The sequence below is a fragment of the Pseudoclavibacter sp. RFBI5 genome, assembly GCF_002931395.1.
In the GTDB taxonomy this organism is placed as follows: domain Bacteria; phylum Actinomycetota; class Actinomycetes; order Actinomycetales; family Microbacteriaceae; genus Pseudoclavibacter.
The window spans coordinates 25,450-41,809 of sequence record NZ_PSYA01000001.1; the positions used below are offsets into that span (position 1 = coordinate 25,450).

The 16,360-nt window shown below is 69.2% G+C and carries 16 protein-coding genes; 7 read left to right on the top strand and 9 right to left on the bottom strand.

Annotated elements, in window-relative coordinates; genetic code table 11:
* Position 1: 1 nt before the first annotated feature.
* Both C5E06_RS00125 and C5E06_RS00130 read right to left on the bottom strand, forming a co-directional pair.
* Positions 2–736, bottom strand: coding sequence for a VIT1/CCC1 transporter family protein (locus tag C5E06_RS00125; protein WP_104305590.1), 735 nt, complete (start codon positions 734–736; stop codon positions 2–4).
* An 85-nt stretch (positions 737–821) separates the two neighbouring features.
* Positions 822–1,718, bottom strand: a complete 897-nt coding sequence (locus C5E06_RS00130) for a MurR/RpiR family transcriptional regulator (RefSeq protein WP_104305591.1) — start codon at positions 1,716–1,718, stop codon at positions 822–824.
* A gap of 171 nt (positions 1,719–1,889) precedes the next feature.
* Here C5E06_RS00130 and C5E06_RS00135 point away from each other — a divergent pair, with 171 nt between their 5' ends.
* The 3 genes from C5E06_RS00135 to C5E06_RS00145 are packed head-to-tail and all read left to right on the top strand — an operon-like array spanning position 1,890 to position 5,007.
* Complete coding sequence (locus C5E06_RS00135) at positions 1,890–3,290, top strand: MFS transporter (protein WP_104244687.1); 1,401 nt, start codon at positions 1,890–1,892, stop codon at positions 3,288–3,290.
* The gene (locus C5E06_RS00140) at positions 3,287–3,802 is read left to right on the top strand and encodes a hypothetical protein (protein ID WP_104305592.1); all 516 of its coding nucleotides are present in this window, start codon (positions 3,287–3,289) and stop codon (positions 3,800–3,802) included. The genes C5E06_RS00135 and C5E06_RS00140 overlap by 4 nt, the downstream gene beginning before the upstream one ends.
* Positions 3,799–5,007, top strand: a complete 1,209-nt coding sequence (locus tag C5E06_RS00145) for an amidohydrolase family protein (RefSeq protein ID WP_104305593.1) — start codon at positions 3,799–3,801, stop codon at positions 5,005–5,007. The genes C5E06_RS00140 and C5E06_RS00145 overlap by 4 nt, the downstream gene beginning before the upstream one ends.
* 147 nt (positions 5,008–5,154) lie before the next feature.
* On the opposite strand, the gene pdxY is transcribed toward C5E06_RS00145, so the two are convergent.
* Entirely contained in the window at positions 5,155–6,006 is an 852-nt protein-coding gene (gene pdxY / locus C5E06_RS00150; protein WP_104244693.1) for a pyridoxal kinase PdxY, read from the bottom strand.
* A 184-nt stretch (positions 6,007–6,190) separates the two neighbouring features.
* Between pdxY and C5E06_RS00155 the strand changes: the two genes are divergently transcribed.
* A complete protein-coding gene (locus C5E06_RS00155; RefSeq protein ID WP_104305594.1) occupies positions 6,191–7,732 on the top strand; it encodes a serine hydrolase in 1,542 nt (513 codons plus the stop codon).
* A gap of 62 nt (positions 7,733–7,794) precedes the next feature.
* On the opposite strand, the gene C5E06_RS00160 is transcribed toward C5E06_RS00155, so the two are convergent.
* A complete protein-coding gene (locus C5E06_RS00160; RefSeq protein ID WP_104305595.1) occupies positions 7,795–8,583 on the bottom strand; it encodes an HNH endonuclease family protein in 789 nt (262 codons plus the stop codon).
* A gap of 178 nt (positions 8,584–8,761) precedes the next feature.
* On the opposite strand from C5E06_RS00160, the gene C5E06_RS00165 reads away from it, so the two are divergent.
* Entirely contained in the window at positions 8,762–9,496 is a 735-nt protein-coding gene (locus C5E06_RS00165) for an SDR family oxidoreductase (protein WP_104244697.1), read from the top strand.
* A gap of 16 nt (positions 9,497–9,512) precedes the next feature.
* Complete coding sequence (locus tag C5E06_RS18880; protein WP_146081258.1) at positions 9,513–10,304, top strand: hypothetical protein; 792 nt, start codon at positions 9,513–9,515, stop codon at positions 10,302–10,304.
* Between the two features lie 183 nt (positions 10,305–10,487).
* Here C5E06_RS18880 and ectB read toward each other — a convergent pair whose 3' ends face one another.
* The gene (gene ectB, locus C5E06_RS00175; protein ID WP_104305597.1) at positions 10,488–11,813 is read right to left on the bottom strand and encodes a diaminobutyrate--2-oxoglutarate transaminase; all 1,326 of its coding nucleotides are present in this window, start codon (positions 11,811–11,813) and stop codon (positions 10,488–10,490) included.
* Positions 11,814–12,015: 202 nt separating this feature from the next.
* Between ectB and C5E06_RS00180 the strand changes: the two genes are divergently transcribed.
* Complete coding sequence (locus tag C5E06_RS00180; protein WP_104301405.1) at positions 12,016–12,348, top strand: nuclear transport factor 2 family protein; 333 nt, start codon at positions 12,016–12,018, stop codon at positions 12,346–12,348.
* Between the two features lie 47 nt (positions 12,349–12,395).
* Here C5E06_RS00180 and C5E06_RS00185 read toward each other — a convergent pair whose 3' ends face one another.
* The 4 genes from C5E06_RS00185 to C5E06_RS00200 all read right to left on the bottom strand — a co-directional run bounded on the left by C5E06_RS00185 (position 12,396) and on the right by C5E06_RS00200 (position 16,337).
* On the bottom strand, positions 12,396–13,322 hold the full coding sequence (locus C5E06_RS00185) for a hypothetical protein (protein WP_146081259.1): 927 nt from the start codon (positions 13,320–13,322) through the stop codon (positions 12,396–12,398).
* A gap of 206 nt (positions 13,323–13,528) precedes the next feature.
* Entirely contained in the window at positions 13,529–14,170 is a 642-nt protein-coding gene (locus C5E06_RS00190; RefSeq protein ID WP_104305599.1) for a DUF937 domain-containing protein, read from the bottom strand.
* A 129-nt stretch (positions 14,171–14,299) separates the two neighbouring features.
* A complete protein-coding gene (locus tag C5E06_RS00195; RefSeq protein ID WP_258064046.1) occupies positions 14,300–14,752 on the bottom strand; it encodes an Lrp/AsnC family transcriptional regulator in 453 nt (150 codons plus the stop codon).
* 124 nt (positions 14,753–14,876) lie between these two features.
* Entirely contained in the window at positions 14,877–16,337 is a 1,461-nt protein-coding gene (locus C5E06_RS00200) for an aldehyde dehydrogenase (protein WP_258067445.1), read from the bottom strand.
* Positions 16,338–16,360: the final 23 nt, after the last annotated feature.

Consider the following 16,360-nt stretch of genomic DNA (forward strand, 5'->3'; position numbering starts at 1 on the left):
CTCAGACCATGCCGGAGGTGCCGAGCAGCGAGCCGATCAGGAACGTCGCGCCGAGCGCGAGCGCGCCTCCGGCAACGACGCGGATCGTCGGTCGCAAGGGTGGGCTCTGCCCGATGCGAGCGCTGAAGTAGCCGGTCGCTGCTAGGGCGAGCAGTACGACGGCGAAGGTCCCTGGCACTCGGATGCTCTCGGGCAGGAGCAGGATCGACAGCAGTGGGAGCAGTGCGCCGGTCGTGAAGGCGAGTGCGGATGCGCCGGCCGCGGCGAGCGGGCTCGCGACGGCTTCCTCACTCAGTCCGAGCTCGGTCTCGAGATGGGCGGCGAGCGCGTCTCGTGCCGTGAGCTCGATGGCCACCTGCTGCGCGGTCTCCGGAGTCAGCCCCTTCTGCTCGTAGAGGCCCGCGAGCTCGGCGAGCTCCTCCTCGGGCTCCTCCTCGAGCTCGCGACGCTCCTTCGCGATGAGCGCGTGCTGGCTGTCGCTCTGGCTGCTGACGGACACGTACTCGCCGAGCGCCATCGAGATCGCGCCGCCCACGAGTCCCGCGGCCCCCGCCGTGAGGATCGCGGGCGTCGCGGTGGTGGCCCCGGCCACGCCGACGACGAGCGCCGCGACCGACACGATGCCGTCATTCGCGCCGAGGACTCCGGCGCGTAGCCAGTTCAGGCGGCCGTGGATGGACGCGTCGTGCGGTTCGTTCGCGTGGGCGCCGGGGGCAGGCGCGGCGGGTGCGGTCATGGGCGTCATCCAAGCACGCAGGATGCCGTGTCTGAGCGGTTCGACGGTGGCGTTCTGGTGAGTGCGACCTTTGAAGACCTCGTGCCTACTCGGCTGCGCGCGGGTCGATGAGGATGTCGAGCTCGTTCCACAGCCGCTCGGCGGCGTCGATGCGCACCTTGGTGGCCTCTGGGTCGAGCTGCGCGAGCGTTGCGACGAGGCCCTGCTGCACCGCCATGGGAACGGTGAGCGACGGGAAGAACGATGTTCCCTCTGCGGGGATCTTGATGAGGTCGTCAACGGCGCCCTCGAGCTGCGGGGGCAGGTAGTCGGTGAGTGCCACGACCGTCGCGCCCTGCCGGTGGGCGGCGTTCGCGGCCGCAACGATGGTGCGGTAGTGCCGCCAGTAGCTGCACACGATGAGCAGGTCCCCGGCCCCCATCTGGGCGACGCTGTTCGAGAGCGCGCTGTCGCGGTCGAGGAGCGCGTGCACGTGGTAGCCGGCGATCTGCAGGTTGTGGACGAGCGCCTGGCCAACCGCGGCGAAGCTGCCCATCGCCGTGACGTGCACGCGCTTCGCCGACTGCACGGCCGACGCGACGCGGGCGATCGCGACGTCGTCGATGTCGCGCATCGTGGCCGCGAGCAGTGCGGCGTCGTTGCGCAGCGCGTTCTGGAACGGAGTGTCCGTGAGGCCGTGGATCTCGGCGATGTCGACCATCGAGAGCTGTGCGAGGTAGCGGGTTCGCAGGGCCTGCTGCAGGTCCGGCCAGCCCTTGAAGCCGAGCTGCTGGGCGAGGCGCGTCGTCGTGGACGCGCTCACCCTCGCCGACGCCGAGATCTCGGAGGCCTGCGCGTAGCTGGCGGCGTTGATGTTCGTGACGAGGTAGTTCGCCAGCTTCTGGCTGGTGGGGCCGAGATTGCTGCCGGCGAGGACACCCCGCAGCCACGCGTCGGGGGAGAGTCGCGTCTCGTCGTCGGTGGGCGGTTCGACGGCTGGCATGTGTTCATTTCAGCACGGATCCGCTGGGGGTCGCGTGCCGCGGGTCGGTTCCCCGGACAATCCTGCAAGAGATTTCGCGCGGGTTACATTTCTGCAATCTCTGTTGCATGATGGATGCGGCTGGATCATGCTTTCTCGAACACCGACGTTCCGATCCCTCAGGAGAACCCGTTGTCACTCACAGCACGGCTCGATCGCCTGCCGATCAGCAAACCCCACTACGCGCTCCTCCTCATCGGCGGGCTCGGCTACACCTTCGACGGCATGGACGGCGCGATCGTCGCCTTCCTCATGCCGAGCGTCCGCGACGTCTTCAGCCTCGAGGCCGCGCAGCTCGGCCTCGTCGGCTCCGCGGCCCCCTTCGGGTTCCTCTTCGGGGCCCTCCTCGCCGGCTACCTCGGCGACAAGATCGGCCGCAAGAAGGTCATGATGTGGTCGCTGGTGCTGTACGCGGTCGCATCCCTCGTCGCGGCCCTCTCCTGGAACTTCGAGATCTTCCTCTTCATGCGCATCCTCGCCGGAATGGGAGCCGGAGCCGAGAGCGCCATCATCGCGCCCTTCCTCTCCGAGTTCGTGCCCAAGCACCGACGCGGCTGGTTCGTGGGCACGCTCGCAGGGTTCTTCTCCTTCGGGTTCGTCGCCGCCGCACTCATCGGCCGCTTCGTCGTCCCCGCGTCGGAGGACGGCTGGCGCTGGGCGCAGGTCCTCACCTTCCTGCCCATCGTCATGCTCCTCTGGTGGCGACGCTCGCTCCCCGAGTCGCCGCGCTACCTCGCCAGCGTCGGCAGGCACGCGGAAGCGGAAGCGGTGGTCGCGAGCTTCGAAGACCGAGTGCGTGCATCCACCGGCAAGGACCTCCCGGCCGTCGACCCGAACGCGCCAGAAGAGGAAGCACCCGTCAAGTTCGGCTTCATCAAGGCCGTCAAGTTCCTGTGGGGCCGCACCATGTGGCGCATCACGGCGACGACCTGGCTCATCTGGTTCGTCATCACGTTCTCCTACTACGGCTTCTTCACCTGGATCCCGACGCTCCTCGTCGACCGCGGCATCGACGTGACGACGAGCTTCACGTACTCGCTCTACATCTACCTCGCACAGATCCCCGGCTACTTCAGTGCCGCGTACCTCAACGAGAAGCTCGACAGGAAGTTCACGATCGCGCTCTACCTCATCGGCTCCGCCGGTGCGGCACTGTGGATGAGCCAGGCCAACGACCCGATCATGGTCACGGTCGCCGGCATCGTCCTCTCGTTCTTCCTCAACGGCACCTACGCCGGCGTCTACGCCTACACGCCGGAGGTCTTCCCGACCTGGCTGCGCGCGACCGGCGTCGGGATGAGCTCGTCGTTCGGCCGCATCGGCTCGATAACGGCCCCCATCATCATCGGCACCTTCGCCGCCCAGTGGGGCTTCGTCGGAGTGTTCGGCATGACCACGACCGTGCTCGTCATCGGCGTCGCCTGCACGCTCCTCTTCGCCGTCCGCACCGCCGGGCGCTCGCTCGAGGACATCACGGGAAGCGGCAAGGGCACGGACAAGCAGGCAATCGAGAAGAAGGAGAGCAACGCATGACCCCGAATGGAGAACGAGTGCGCAACGGAGAACTCGGACGGAACAGCGAGGTGGCACTGGAAGCGGTGGATTGGGCGAGCATCCACCACACGATCGAGCAGGAGGTGGGGGTCGTGCTGTTCACGGTCCTTCGCTTCACCGAGGGCGGGGCCGTCATGGAGCGCATCTACTCGTCGCACGCCGACGAGTACCCGGTCGGCGGCACGAAGCAGGTCGCGACGCAGGTGTCCCCAGACTGGGTCGCCGCCTGCCGCGACTCGGGGGAGCCGTTCCTCGGTGCCACCCCGGCAGACCTCGACCGCATCTTCGACGACGCGAGCACGATCAAGGCCCTCGGCTGCGGCTCCATCCTCAACGTGCCCATCCTGGGCCCGGGCCCGGACGGCACCCCGCTCGCCACCGTCAACATGTGCGCCCCGGAGGGCACCTACACGCCGACGGCGCAGGAACGCGCCGTGCAGATCATCGACACCGGCGTGGAGAGCGCCGAGCAGCAGGGAGCATCCGCATGACCTCGAACCTGATCATCCGCAACGCCACGTGGCTCGACGTCGACGCGGGGGAGTACCGCACGGGCGACCTCTCGGTCCGCGACGGGCGCTTCGAGCGGGTCGGTGGCCAGATCGAAGCGCAGGACGGCGTCGAGGAGCTCGACGCAGCCGGTCGATACCTCCTGCCCGGCCTCATCGACTGCCACGTGCACGTCACCGCCCACACAGCAGACCTGTCCTCGATGGGTGAGGAATCGCCGAACTACGTCGCGCTCCAGGCGGCGAAGCTCATGGGCGAGATGCTCGACCGCGGCTTCACGACCGTGCGCGACGTCGCCGGCGCCGACTTCGGCCTGCACGATGCGCAGGTCGATGGCCTCGTGCGAGGGCCGCGGCTCTTCTTCGGCGGCAAGGCGCTCTCGCAGACCGGCGGGCACGGCGACCCGCGCTCGCGGGGCCGCGACAGCCATGACGGCGAGTACACGTGCTCCCACATCGGCAGGGTCGTGGATGGCATCTCCGCCGTCCGGCACGCGGCCCGAGACGAGATCCGCCGCGGCGCGCACCACATCAAGATCATGGCCGGTGGCGGAGTCGCCTCGCCCACCGACCGCGTCGACTCCACGCAGTTCTCCGTCGAGGAGATCGAGGCCGTCGTCGAGGAGGCGACCGCCGCCAACCGCTACGTGACCGCACACGCCTACACCGCGCGCGCCATCAACCGGGCCCTCCGGGCAGGCGTGCGCGGCATCGAGCACGGCAACCTCCTCGACGACGAGTCGATCGAGCTCTTCCTCGAGCACGACGCCTACCTCACCATGAACCTCGTCACCTACTGGGCGCTCATGGAGGAAGGTCGCGAGCACGGCCTGCCGCAGGACAACTGGGTGAAGGTCTCCGACGTGCTCGAAGGTGGCAAGATCGCGCTCGAGAAGGCCCACAAGGGCGGCGTCAACCTCTGCTACGGCAGCGACCTGCTCGGCGGCATGCAGCGCCACCAGGCCCGCGAGTTCGAGGTGCGCGCCGAGTTCATGCCCGTCATCGACATCATCCGCAGCGCGACGACCACGGCCGCCCGCCTGCTCCAGCGCGAAGGTGAGCTCGGCGTGATCGCGCCGGGCGCACACGCCGACCTGATCGCCGCATCCACCGACCCGCTCGACGACGTGAGCGTGCTCGCCGAGTCGCGCCTCGACTGGGTCATGCAGGGCGGGACGCGCGTGTAGGACGGCGGGCGCCGGCCGGCCCGGCGGTTCGGGGCTCGAGAGTTGTGGCGGAGTGCTGTCCGGGCGTCGACCGGATGCACTTCGCCACAACTTCGGACGCGAAGGACAGCCCGGGCGCGCGCGGGTACCCGGACGCGCGTCAGCTGTCTAGCGAATCTCGCGCACCTCGAACTGCATGCGCGGGTTCGCGAACGCATCCTGAGCCGCGACGATCTGCAGCTCGCGCTCGCCGGAGTCGAGCGTGGTCTGCAGCAGATCGAAGACACTCGAGACGGTCGCGGAGAGTGCCTCGGCTGCCGAGCCCGACGTGCGGTAGTGCGCCGTGAAGAGGGCCGACGTGACATCGCCGGAGCCGTTCGCCTTGAACGGCAGGTACGGGGTCTGTACGATCCACGCCCCCGAATCGTCGACGGCCATCATCTCGATCGTGCCCTCAGGTCGGTCGGGTCGCTCGACGCTCGTGACGAGCACCGTGCGCGGCCCGAGGTCGCGGGCGCGCTGCACCGAGTCGAGGGTCTCCTCGATCGTCGCGGGTGTCGTGCGCGTGAGGAAACCCAGCTCGAACTGGTTGGGGGTGAGGATGTCGGCGACCGGCACGACCCGCTCACGGATCAGCTCCGGGATCGCGGGAGCGACGAAGCAGCCCGACTTCGCGTTGCCCATGACGGGGTCGCACGTGTAGCTCGCCGCCGGGTTGAGCTCCTTGGTGCGCTTGACCGCGTCGACGACGACATCCACGATCTCCTCGCCACCCAGGTAGCCAGACAGCACCGCGTCGACCTGGGCGAGCGCGCCGCGCTCCTCGATGCCGAGGATGACGTCGCGCACATCGGACGCAGGAAGGAGCGGACCGCGCCACGCGCCGTAGCCCGTGTGGTTCGAGAACACGACCGTCGAGACCGGCCACACCTCATGTCCGAGGCGCTGCAGCGGGAACACGGCGGCCGAGTTGCCCACGTGCCCGTAGGCGACCGACGACTGGATCGACAGGATCTTCATCCCCCGATCTTGCCACGCCGAGCGCTGCAGCGCGCTCGGGCGACGCCATGCGACGGGTTCGGCTGCTCGCCGCATCTCCCACGTGGGGCGGATGCATCTCCCGCCCACGGCCGAGGCCGGTGTCGGTGGCTGCCCATAGCGTTGGAGGACGGGACAGGAACACGGCCGAGAACTGGGGAAGCGAATGTCACACGAACGTCAGCAGGAGCACCCTGCCGGGGCGCCGCAGATCGCGGAAGCACCGCGAGGTCCGGCGAAGCGCATCCTCGTCATCGCAGCACTCGTGGCAGGGATCGTCGCGGTGGTGCTCGGCATGGTGGTCGGCCCGCAGCGTCAGTCGCTCGGCACGCAGGTCACCGGCGATGAGGCGCTTGCGGCCAGGGTCGTGGATGCGGTGGGCGGGCACGGTGGCTTCCGCTCCGTCGTCGTCGCCGAGGTCACACCGGAGAGCACGACGTGGGCCGGGGTGGGCAAGACGGGTGATGGCCGCAACGGGGCGGCTCCTACCAACGAGACGCTCTACGAGCTGGGTTCGGTCACGAAGACCTTCACCGCCGCGCTGTTCGCCGATGCGATCGAGCGCGGGGAGGTGGGCGCCGAAGACCCGCTCTCGACGCACATCCCCGAGCTCGAGGGAACTCCGGCCGGCGAGGTGACGCTCGCGAGCCTCGCCCAGCACAGCTCAGGCCTCCCACGCCTCGGCCCCGCCTTCGCCATCGAGTCGCTCGCGGCTTCCCTCTCCGGAGGCAACCCCTACGGCCCGCAGACGCGCGACGCCATGATCACCGACGCGGCCTCCGCTCCCGTCGACCCCGCGCAGGGCCCCGTCTACTCGAACCTCGGAGTGGCGCTCCTCGGCACGGCCCTCGTCAACGCGTCTGGCGCCGAGAGCTACCCGTCGCTGCTCGAGGAGCGCGTGCTCGGGCCCGTCGGCATGCAGTCGACGAGCATCGCCACGACCGAGGCCGAGGTGCCGGCCGAGACCACCCCAGGCTTCCTCGCCAACGGCGCTTCGACCGATCACTGGTGGGGCGAGGGGTACGCGCCGACCGGATCCTCGACGACAACCGACATCGACGACCTCGCCGCGTGGGCTGCCGCCAACCTCGACGGCTCCGCACCTGGCGCGTCGGCGCTCGAGCCGACGGCTCAGTTCGCCGAAGGCAGCGACATCGGCTGGGTCTGGCAGAGCACGCAGGTCACGAACCCCACGGCCGACTCGAACCCGACGCTCACCTGGCACAGCGGCGGAACCGGTGGGTTCGCCTCCGTCGTCATGATCGACCGCGAAGCGCAGAAGGCGGTCGTCGTGCTGGGGAACACGCAGCAGGTCGTCGACCCCATCGCCGTGTCGCTGCTCAGCGGAGCCGAGGTGCCCGACCTCGGCGCGCAGGGCTCGCTCCTGTTGTGGGTGACGTTCGGGTTCGCTGTGGTCGCTTCTGGCCTCGCCCTGCTCTTCGCGTTCCGCTCGAAGGCGGCGCTGCCCATCGTGAACTGGCTGCTGCTCGCCGCCGCGGGCCTCGTCAGCCTCTGGTTCGCTGGACCATGGGCGAGCGTCGGCGGCTGGGCGTTCGGGCTCGCTCTGGCACCAGCGCTCGCGGCGGTCGCGGTCGGCGTGCTGCGCTCTCCAGCGCTCCGCTTCCAGCCCAAGAGATGGGCCTGGCTCAGCTGGGTCGGCCTCGCCGTGGTGCTGCTCATCCTCGGGTCGACGCTGCTCGTCATCTGAGCTGAGACGTCAGTGCACCGGCGGGCCGCACGCGACCGGCGCGGCGTGCTCCGAGGTCGCGCTTACGCGCAGTCCTCGAGCACGTCGCGCATCGCATCGTGCTCGGCCTGCGTCACCCAGAGGCGGTAGGTGGCCTTCACGACGATCTGCCGTGCAACGTAGGTGCAGCGGTACGACTCCTCGGGTGGCAGCCAGTTCGCCGCATCCTGGCTCTTCTTGTCGTCGTTCACCCACCCCGCCGTCGCCTGCAGGTTCATGGGGTCGTTCGACAGCTCCACCCGCTCCTCGAACGACAGATCCTTCGCGCCAGTGCGCCACGCATTCGCGAGCGCCACGACGTGGTCGATCTGCACGAGCGGGCTGGTGTCGGGTCCCCGCTGGAAGTCGATCTCGTCCCCCGAGTACGGGTCGACGAAGACGCCCGTGTCGACTCGGCAGCCGTCCCGGTTGCGGTTGACCTCGGTCATGGATGCGGCCAGTGCGTCGTTGCGAGCGTCGCAGCCGTTGCCGTCCGGGTCCTGCCAGCCCTCGCCGAACGAGCCCTCGCGGTCGAACTCCTGCCATTCGTCGCGCGGAGCGACGTCGAGCTCGCCGAGCACGTTGAGGGCATCAGCGGCGAAGGATGTCGGATCGTCACCCTCGGCGGCGGCGGCCTCGACCTCGCCGGCGAGGTCGACGAGCTGGCTGGACCCGGGAGCGGTGCTGCCGTCTGCGGGCGACGTCGCCGGAGGGGCGAGGGGCGTGCATCCCGCGAGCAGGGCCGCGACGCCGATGAGCGCCGCGGCCGCGAGCGCACGGCGTCCGGAACGGTGAACGGAGCGGCGCGCGGTGGGCGAGGAGGTGGGAGGCACTTGGAGCTTTCTCGAGCGGGTCTGCCGCTCAAGACTGCCACAGGGCGGGGCACCGAGCACGAAGCTCACCTCCTCTCCTCGTGCGCGGACTCAGAGGGAGCGCCTGGCATGACGGTGGCAGAATGTGGGAGCCGCGGCTGCCCGCGGTCACATGCCGCACACCCCCGGGGGAACATCCATGACTGAAGTAGGCCAGACCGGCTCACCCGCTGGGTCCGAAGGCGACTCCCAGCGACCTGTTGCACTCGTCACGGGCGCAACGCGCGGCATCGGCGAGGCCATCGCGCAGGAGCTCGGTCGCACCCACCACGTCCTGGTCGGCGGCAGGGAGCCGCGCGCGGTCGCCGAAGCCGCCGCGCGCATCCCCGGAGCCACCCCGTTCGTGGCCGACCTCTACGACGAGCGTCAGCTCGCCGAGGCGACCCGCAGCATCCGCCGTCTCGACGTGCTCGTGCACTCGGCGGCCGTGCTCGGCGGGCACGACGCGATCGCCGAGAGCTCACGCGAGCGCTTCCGCCGCGCCTTCGAACTCAACGTGTTCGCGGTCGCCGACCTCACCCGCCTTCTGCTGCCGCTCATCCGCTCGAGCGAGGGCACGATCGTCATGATCAACTCAGGCTCCGGCTACGCGAGCGGCGCGGGCACGAGCGTCTACAGCGGCACGAAGTTCGCGCTGCGCGCGCTGACGGACGCGCTCCGCGAGGAGGAACGCGAACACGGCGTCCGCGTGTCGAGCATCCACCCGGGACGCGTCGACACTGACATGCAGCGGGAGCTGCGCCAGCTCGAGCACGGCAGCTACGAGCGGGAGCGCTACCTGACCCCCCAGGCCGTCGCCCAAGCTGTACGCCTCGCCGTCGACACTCCAGCTGGCGGGGCGGTCGACGAGCTCAAAATCCGCCCGATGCGCTGAGGACGCGGACCAGACCATGGGCGGCACCAACCAGATCTTCACCATCGTCGCGTTCGCGCTGCTCGTCGTGCTCGTGCTCGGCCTCGGCCTGCTCGTCGCGATCTTCGTGCAGCGACACCGGGCGAAGAAGGCGAAGGCCGCGTCGGACCTCCGGAAGGCCGAGCGCCGCAGGGCTGTCGATGCGGGCATCGCAGGCCTGCACGAGGACACCGACACGAGCGGCGGCATCTCCCTCCTTGGGCTCTCTGTGCAGCAAGCGGTACCGGATGCCCCGAGCGGCGCACCCGCGAAGCCATCGCCCTGGGCGGCGGCGCCGCGCCCTGCCGAACGGCAGGCCGCCTGGCTGTCGGCTTCAGTGCAGCGCGCGTCTGGAACCCCGGGGTCTGGGTTGCCGGGGTCTGGCGTGCCGGAGTCTGCGGTTCCGGAGTCTGGGGTGCGCGGGCCTGGAGCGCCGGTGCCCGGAGCTCCGTGGTCTGGAGGACAGGGAGCTGGAGGACAGGGAGCTGCAAGAGAGGGAGCTGCAGGACAGGGGTTCGCGGTGCGCGCGCCCGGCGTCGCGGAGTCCGGAGTTCCGGGGCTCACGGCCCATGGCGGAGGGGCACAGGACCGAGGGGCGCAGGCTCCTCCAGCCCCGCCTCGGTACGCGCCCGCTCCGCCAGCTCCGGTCGAGTCTGCTCAACGACCTGCCGCGCCTGACCTTGCCCCTCCTGCGCCAGCGCCTGCCGCAGCGTCTGATCCAGAAGCCTCCGTTCCAGCGCCGCACCAGTACGGCTCGACGTTCAGCGGCCGCGGACCCCGAAGCAGCTGACCCCACTCCCACTCCCGCCATCGCCCCACAGCCACAGCCACAGGAGCGAGCCAGAAGCATGTTGCCGGCGCGCGGAGGGTGTTCCTGGGTGACTTGTCTGTGCCCGGGGCGCAGAGACAGAGACGCGCCCCCGGCGACCGTGAAGGTCGGGCCGGGGGCGCGTCTGTCGAGTGCTGCGAGCAGCTACGCGTGCGAGGCGGCGTGGTCTTCCACGGCGTGCTCGGCTTCGGAGTCGTCACCGGAGAGGACCGCGTCGAGGCTCTCGCGCACGATGCGGAGACCCGTCTGCAGTTCATCGCTGGTGAGCGTGAGCGCCGGGAGGAACTTGAGGACCTCTTCGAAAGCGCCCGCGGTCTCGATGACGAGTCCACGCTGGAACGCCTCGGCGGAGATGCGCGAAGGCAGGTCGCGGTCGTCGAGGCTGACGATGCCGTACATGAGGCCGCGGCCGCGCACCGTGAGGCCGAACTGCGGGTAGTCGGCGGCGATGCTCTCGAGGCCAGCGCGCAGTTCGGCGGAACGCTCCGCGACCGTCGTCATGAACACGTCGTCAGCCCAGTACTGCTCGAGCGCGACGCGTGCCGTGACAAATGCGAGGTTGTTGCCGCGGAAGGTTCCCGTGTGGGCGCCCGGCTTCCACACATCCACTGCGGGGCGGAGGAGGACCAGCGACATGGGCAGGCCGGATGCGGAGATCGACTTCGACACCGTGACGAGGTCGGGGACGATGCCAGACTCCTCGAACGCGAAGAAGGATCCGCTGCGGCCGATGCCGGCCTGGATCTCGTCCAGGATCAGCAGGATGCCGCGCTCTTCCGTGATCGTGCGGAGGCGTCGCAGCCATTCGGGGCTCGCGACGTTGATGCCGCCCTCGCCCTGGATGGCTTCGACGATGACGGCGGCGGGCAGGTCGAGGCCGCTGCCGGTGTCGTCGAGCATCTTCTCGAACAGGTCGAGCGTGTCGAGCTTGTCGCCCAGGTATCCCTCGAAGGGGAGGCGGGTGACGTCGCCAAGGGTCGTGCCGGCAGCATCGCGGTACTTCTTGTTGCCGGTGACGGCGACCGCGCCGAGGCTGAGGCCGTGGAAGCCGTTCGTGAACGCGACCACGTTCGTGCGCCCCGTCGCCTGGCGTGCGACCTTGAGGGCCGCCTCGACGGCGTTGGCGCCGGTGGGACCCGTGAACTGGATCTTGTAGTCGTAGCCGCGCGGCTCGAGCACGTACTGCTCGAACGCCTCGATGAACGCCCGCTTCGCGGAGGTCGCCATGTCGAGGCCGTGGAGGATGCCGCCGTGCTCGATGTACTCGACGAGCGCCTTCGTGAACAGCGGGTTGTTGTGCCCGTAGTTGAGCACGCCCGCTCCCGCGAAGAAGTCGAGGTATTCGTCGCCGTCTGCCGTCACGAGGGTCGAACCTGATGCGCGGTCGAACACCACGGGGAATGAGCGGATGTATCCGCGGACTTCTGACTCGCGACGGTCAAATACTTCAAGGGGCGAGAAGTCGCTCATGCTCAGTTCACCTTCTGCTTGTTGACGGGGCCCGTTTGTGACGGGCCGGGCTTGCCTTTATGGAGCCGGAGGGCGGATGCGTGGGGCTGGTCGCCGCGCATCCTGAGATTCTGAGCTTACGGCTATGCCCGGGAATCCGGAGGCTGGCTTGCTACATTGTGGCCGTTCGGGCGGCGATCGTCCGCAACGAGATGGGGGTTCCATGACTGAGATCACAGTGCCTGCGCCGGTGCAGGCCCTTGTCGATGCGATCAACGACGGTGATGAGCAGGCGTTCGTCGACGCGTTCGCCGAAGACGGCTGCGTCGATGACTGGGGCCGCGTGCTCGAAGGGCGAGAGGGTGTCAGCAGCTGGGCGCAGAGTGACGCCATCGGGCAGAGCGCTCAGATGGTCATCAAGGAGGCGACGACCGAGGGCGACACGACCGAGTTGTTCTTCGACTGGCGCAGCAACCGTTTCAACGGCACCTCGCGCGCGTTCGTGACTGTCGAGGGTGACAAGATCAAGCGGTTCAGCATCCCGTCGCACCGCTAGTCGGCCGATGCGCGGCCTGGCGGTGCGGATTCTGCAGGGGGTGGCGCTCAGCGCACGGTGAAGAGGAATCCGTCGACGAGATCGGTGAGCTGGCTCGGCGTGACCCGCTGGCGCTGAGGGACCAGCCAGGCTGGCTGGATGCTCTCCAGCAGCCCTTCTCGCACCATGATGTCGGCTTGTTGCGCGTATCCGCGGGCCACATCCTCCGATAGGCCGTACAGGACGACGTCGGCGAAGCCGAGGTTCTCGGCGAACGTTTCGAGGTAGACGACTCTCGTGGGTCCCGCGCCGCGCTCGCCGAGCGGTAGCTCGTGGAGGTACTGGCTCTCTTCGCGGTATCGGTCCCAGAGCTTCGACCAGCGGCGTTGCAGGGGTGACCGCACGAAGGTGAGTGCGACGACGACGGCGAGCGCCGCGAGGTAGACGGGCACCGCCCAGGCGGGGAGCAGAGGGGCCAGCAGCAGCAAGCCGATCGGCACCACCAGGAGGCCCGCGAAGGCGCGGCTGTATGGGCTCCCGAGGAGCCGCGACACCCAGGTGCCGCGGGCCGACGTGTCGACGCGGTGGCGGTCGAGATCGGCGATGACGCTCGTCTTCAGCGCCGGTCTGCGGGCAGGATCGTCCCTGCCGGTGCGGTCGACTCGCGCCCGGTCCGCTGGCCGGCGTGTCCCCGATGGGAAGTAGGTGTCCACGAGAGTCTGCGACCAGGCAGGCAGCAGCGGATCGTCGCCGAGGAACTCGACCTCCCACCCCGTCGCAACCGGGGGCCGGTAGCCCGCGTCGGTGATTCTCGCCGCGCCACCCGCATCGTCGACCTCGTGGATGCGCAGCATCCCGCGGTGCGCCAGCCAGAGGAGCTCGCCAGCGAAGGCTGTCTCCCAGCCGCGGCTGTCGTCGTCGAGTCGTTTCAGACGGTGCTGCGCGGCCAGTGGCGTCAGCGGCAGTCTCGAGCCCGGAGAGATCGGCAATTTCATCAGGAGAAGCGCGATCGCGGATGCGGTGATGATCAGGAAGGCGGCGAACGCAATTGCTGCCCACAGGTTCTCGGTGCTGGCAGTGGTGATGGTGGTCTCGTTTCGAAGCAGCGGCCGGATCGGAACGCGCCTGGAGTCAGGCTGCGGGCACGCGGGAGGGGGGAACCGGGCTCGCGGGCCCTCCCGCGCATCCGCGCTCGATGCGCCTAGCGCTTGCCGCCGCCCAGCAGCCCGCCGAGAATGTCGCCGAGCCCGCCGCCGCCCGAGCCGCTTGCGCCGCCCGCGCCGGCGCCGCCGAGGATTCCGCCCAGGATGTCGCCGAGCCCGCCGCCTGCCGCGCCGCCCGCCTTGCTGCCGGACGCCGAACCGCCGCCGAGGATCCCGCCGAGGAGGTCCTCGAGGCCGCCGCCGGAGCTCGCGCCCGCCGTGGTGGATGCGCCCTGCTGGCCGCCGAGGAACTTCTTCGCGAGCCACGCGAGCACGATGGGTGCGAGGATCGGGAGCAGCTTCTGCACGAGGCCGGAGGTCTGGCCGCCTGGTGCCGAGCCGAGGGCGGCGGCGACCTGGTCGGTGTTGCTGCCGAACACGTTGTCGACGATCTTCTGGCCGTCGTTCGTGTCGATGTCGGCGAGCGAGACACGGCCGTCGACGAGGGTCGTGTCCTTCTTCGCCAGCGCCTGCTCGAGCGATGCGGCCCCGGCGGGGTCGGCCGCGTTGGCCTGCATCCCGCCGATGAGGGTCGGCAACGCTGCCTGGATCCCCTGCTGCGCGGTCTGCTTGTCGACGCCGAGCTTGCCGGCGATGTCGTCCACCGGGATGAGCGCGAGCAGTTCAGTGATGTCGGTCATGAGTTCCCCTTGATCGATGGCGCGGCACCGATCGTGGGGCCGCGTGAGCCCGAGGGTAGCGGTGGAGGCGGTGGATCCGCCGGAAGATCCGGATGCGGTGCGAGCGCGAGACCTGGAGAACGCGGCCGACTATCCGACGCCCCACCCGTAGGCGAGCTTGTGCGCTTCCAGCACGAAGAAGGTCTCGGTTCGGCGCACGCCGACGGTCGTCTGGAGTCGCTCCAGAAGGAGCTCCTTGTAGTGCTCCATGTCACGGCAGATCACCTCGACCATGACGTCGAAGCCACCGCTCGTGAGCACGACGTAGCTCGTCTCAGGAAGCGCGGACAGCGACTCGCAGACGCTGCGCGCAGCTCCGGGTTCGCAGTGGATGCCCACCATGGCCAGGTGGTCGAAGCCGATCGAGAGCGGGTTCGCGATGCCGACGATCTGCAGGATGCCCGAATCCTCAAGTCGCTGGACTCGGTATCTGACCGACGACGCGGGGTGCCCGGTCTCGTCGGCGATGTCCTTGAAAGAGCGCCGGCCATCCTTCTGCAGGATCGCGATGAGCTGCCGATCGATGTCGTCGAGTTCGTTCACGGCTGCTCCTCGGTTCCTGTGCTGCGGTGTCATCACGTTCTGACCTGCTTTCATGCTCGCACGACGGGGCGGGTCCTGCCGCAGCGCGCATGCTGAGGCAGGACCCGACCGAGGTGGGGTCGGACTAGGAGCCGACGTGGATGGCGCCGGTGCGGAGATCGGTCATGTCGTGCAGCGTGTACATGCCCCCGATGCGTCCCCATCCAGTGCCCTTGCCGCCTGCGCCGCCGAACGGCATGTTGATGTCCCACCAGCCGTTGGAGTCGTTGACGATGACCTGGCCCGTCTCGAGTTCCTCGATGAAGCGGTAGGCCTTGCTGAGGCTCTCCGTGAAGACAGCGGACTGCAGACCGAGGCGGTCGGCGTTCGCGATCCGAAGCGCGTCGTCATCGTCCTTCGCGGTGAGGATCGGCAGCACTGGGCCGAACGATTCCTCCTGCGACAGCAGGCTGGCCTCGCTGACCCCGTCGACGATCGTGAAGTCGTAGTACAGCCCGGTGGGGTGGCCTGGCGCTCGGCCACCGCCGAGAAGGACGTCGAAGCCGAGGCGGCGTGCCTCGTCGAGGTGCCGGTCCATCTTGGCGGCCACTCCCTCGTTGTTGAGCGGCCCGAGGTTCACGGCCGGGTCGAACGGGTCGCCGAGGACGACGTGCGAGCTCGCGTAGGCGAGCGCCGATTCGACGAACGCGTCGTGGACGCGGTGGTGCACGATGAGGCGCTCGGTCGCGCAGCAGACCTGGCCGCCGCAGTAGAAGGCGGAATCGACTGCGGCCTTCGCGGCGCGCTCGATGTTCGCGTCCTCGAGGACGACGATGGGGCCGTTGCCGGAGCACTCCATCAGCGAGCGCTTGAGGCCGGCGGTCTGCACGATCTTCGCGCCGGTCGCCGAGGAGCCGATGAAGCCGATCGCGTCGATGCCGGGATGCGACACGAGCTGCGCGCCGAACGGCCCGTCGCCGGGCAGCACGCTGACGAGGCCGTCGGGGACGCCGGCCTCGAGGAGGCAGTCCATGGCTGCGAGCACGGCAAGCGGGGTGTTGCTCGGCGGCTTCACGATGCAGGCGTTCCCGGTCGCGAGGCCCGGGGCGACGAACTCCGTGAACATGAGGAGGGGGAAGTTCCAGGGGGTGATGATGCCCCACGTGCCGACGGGTGCCCGGTAGGTGAACATGCGCTTGTCGATGTCGCTCGATGGCAGGGTCTCGCCGTAGAGGCGCAGCGCATCCTCGGCGTGCAGGTGGAAGAGCTGCGCGGCTTCCTTGATGTCGGCGATCGATTCGGCGACGGGCTTGCCCTGCTCGAGCGTCTGGAGTCGCGCGAGCTCGTCGACGCGTCGTTCGATGGCGTCGCCGATGCGGTGGCAGACCTTCGCCCGTTCGAAGACCCCGAGCTTGCGCCAGGCTTTCTGCGCCGTCCGGGCCTTCTCGACGGCCTTGTCGAGGTCGGCCTGGCCTGGCACGGCGATGGATGCGATGACCTGACCGGTGACGGGGCTCACGACGTCGGTCTGCTCCCCGGTGGAGCCATCGACGAAGTCTCCAGCGAGAAAGAGCTGGGTACGGGTTGCTGCAGGCAGAGTTGTCACTCCGCACCTCCTTGTGTGGTGAA

Bases quoted from the DNA above. Each gene is read 5' to 3' on its own strand.
- C5E06_RS00155 (WP_104305594.1), top strand. From the start codon at position 6,191: ATGTCACACGAACGTCAGCAGGAGCACCCTGCCGGGGCGCCGCAGATC.
- C5E06_RS00125 (WP_104305590.1), bottom strand. From the start codon at position 736: ATGACCGCACCCGCCGCGCCTGCCCCCGGCGCCCACGCGAACGAACCG.
- C5E06_RS00145 (WP_104305593.1), top strand. From the start codon at position 3,799: ATGACCTCGAACCTGATCATCCGCAACGCCACGTGGCTCGACGTCGAC.
- pdxY (WP_104244693.1), bottom strand. From the start codon at position 6,006: ATGAAGATCCTGTCGATCCAGTCGTCGGTCGCCTACGGGCACGTGGGC.
- C5E06_RS00185 (WP_146081259.1), bottom strand. From the start codon at position 13,322: ATGAAATTGCCGATCTCTCCGGGCTCGAGACTGCCGCTGACGCCACTG.
- C5E06_RS18880 (WP_146081258.1), top strand. From the start codon at position 9,513: ATGGGCGGCACCAACCAGATCTTCACCATCGTCGCGTTCGCGCTGCTC.
- C5E06_RS00165 (WP_104244697.1), top strand. From the start codon at position 8,762: ATGACTGAAGTAGGCCAGACCGGCTCACCCGCTGGGTCCGAAGGCGAC.
- ectB (WP_104305597.1), bottom strand. From the start codon at position 11,813: ATGAGCGACTTCTCGCCCCTTGAAGTATTTGACCGTCGCGAGTCAGAA.
- C5E06_RS00190 (WP_104305599.1), bottom strand. From the start codon at position 14,170: ATGACCGACATCACTGAACTGCTCGCGCTCATCCCGGTGGACGACATC.
- C5E06_RS00140 (WP_104305592.1), top strand. From the start codon at position 3,287: ATGACCCCGAATGGAGAACGAGTGCGCAACGGAGAACTCGGACGGAAC.
- C5E06_RS00130 (WP_104305591.1), bottom strand. From the start codon at position 1,718: ATGCCAGCCGTCGAACCGCCCACCGACGACGAGACGCGACTCTCCCCC.
- C5E06_RS00180 (WP_104301405.1), top strand. From the start codon at position 12,016: ATGACTGAGATCACAGTGCCTGCGCCGGTGCAGGCCCTTGTCGATGCG.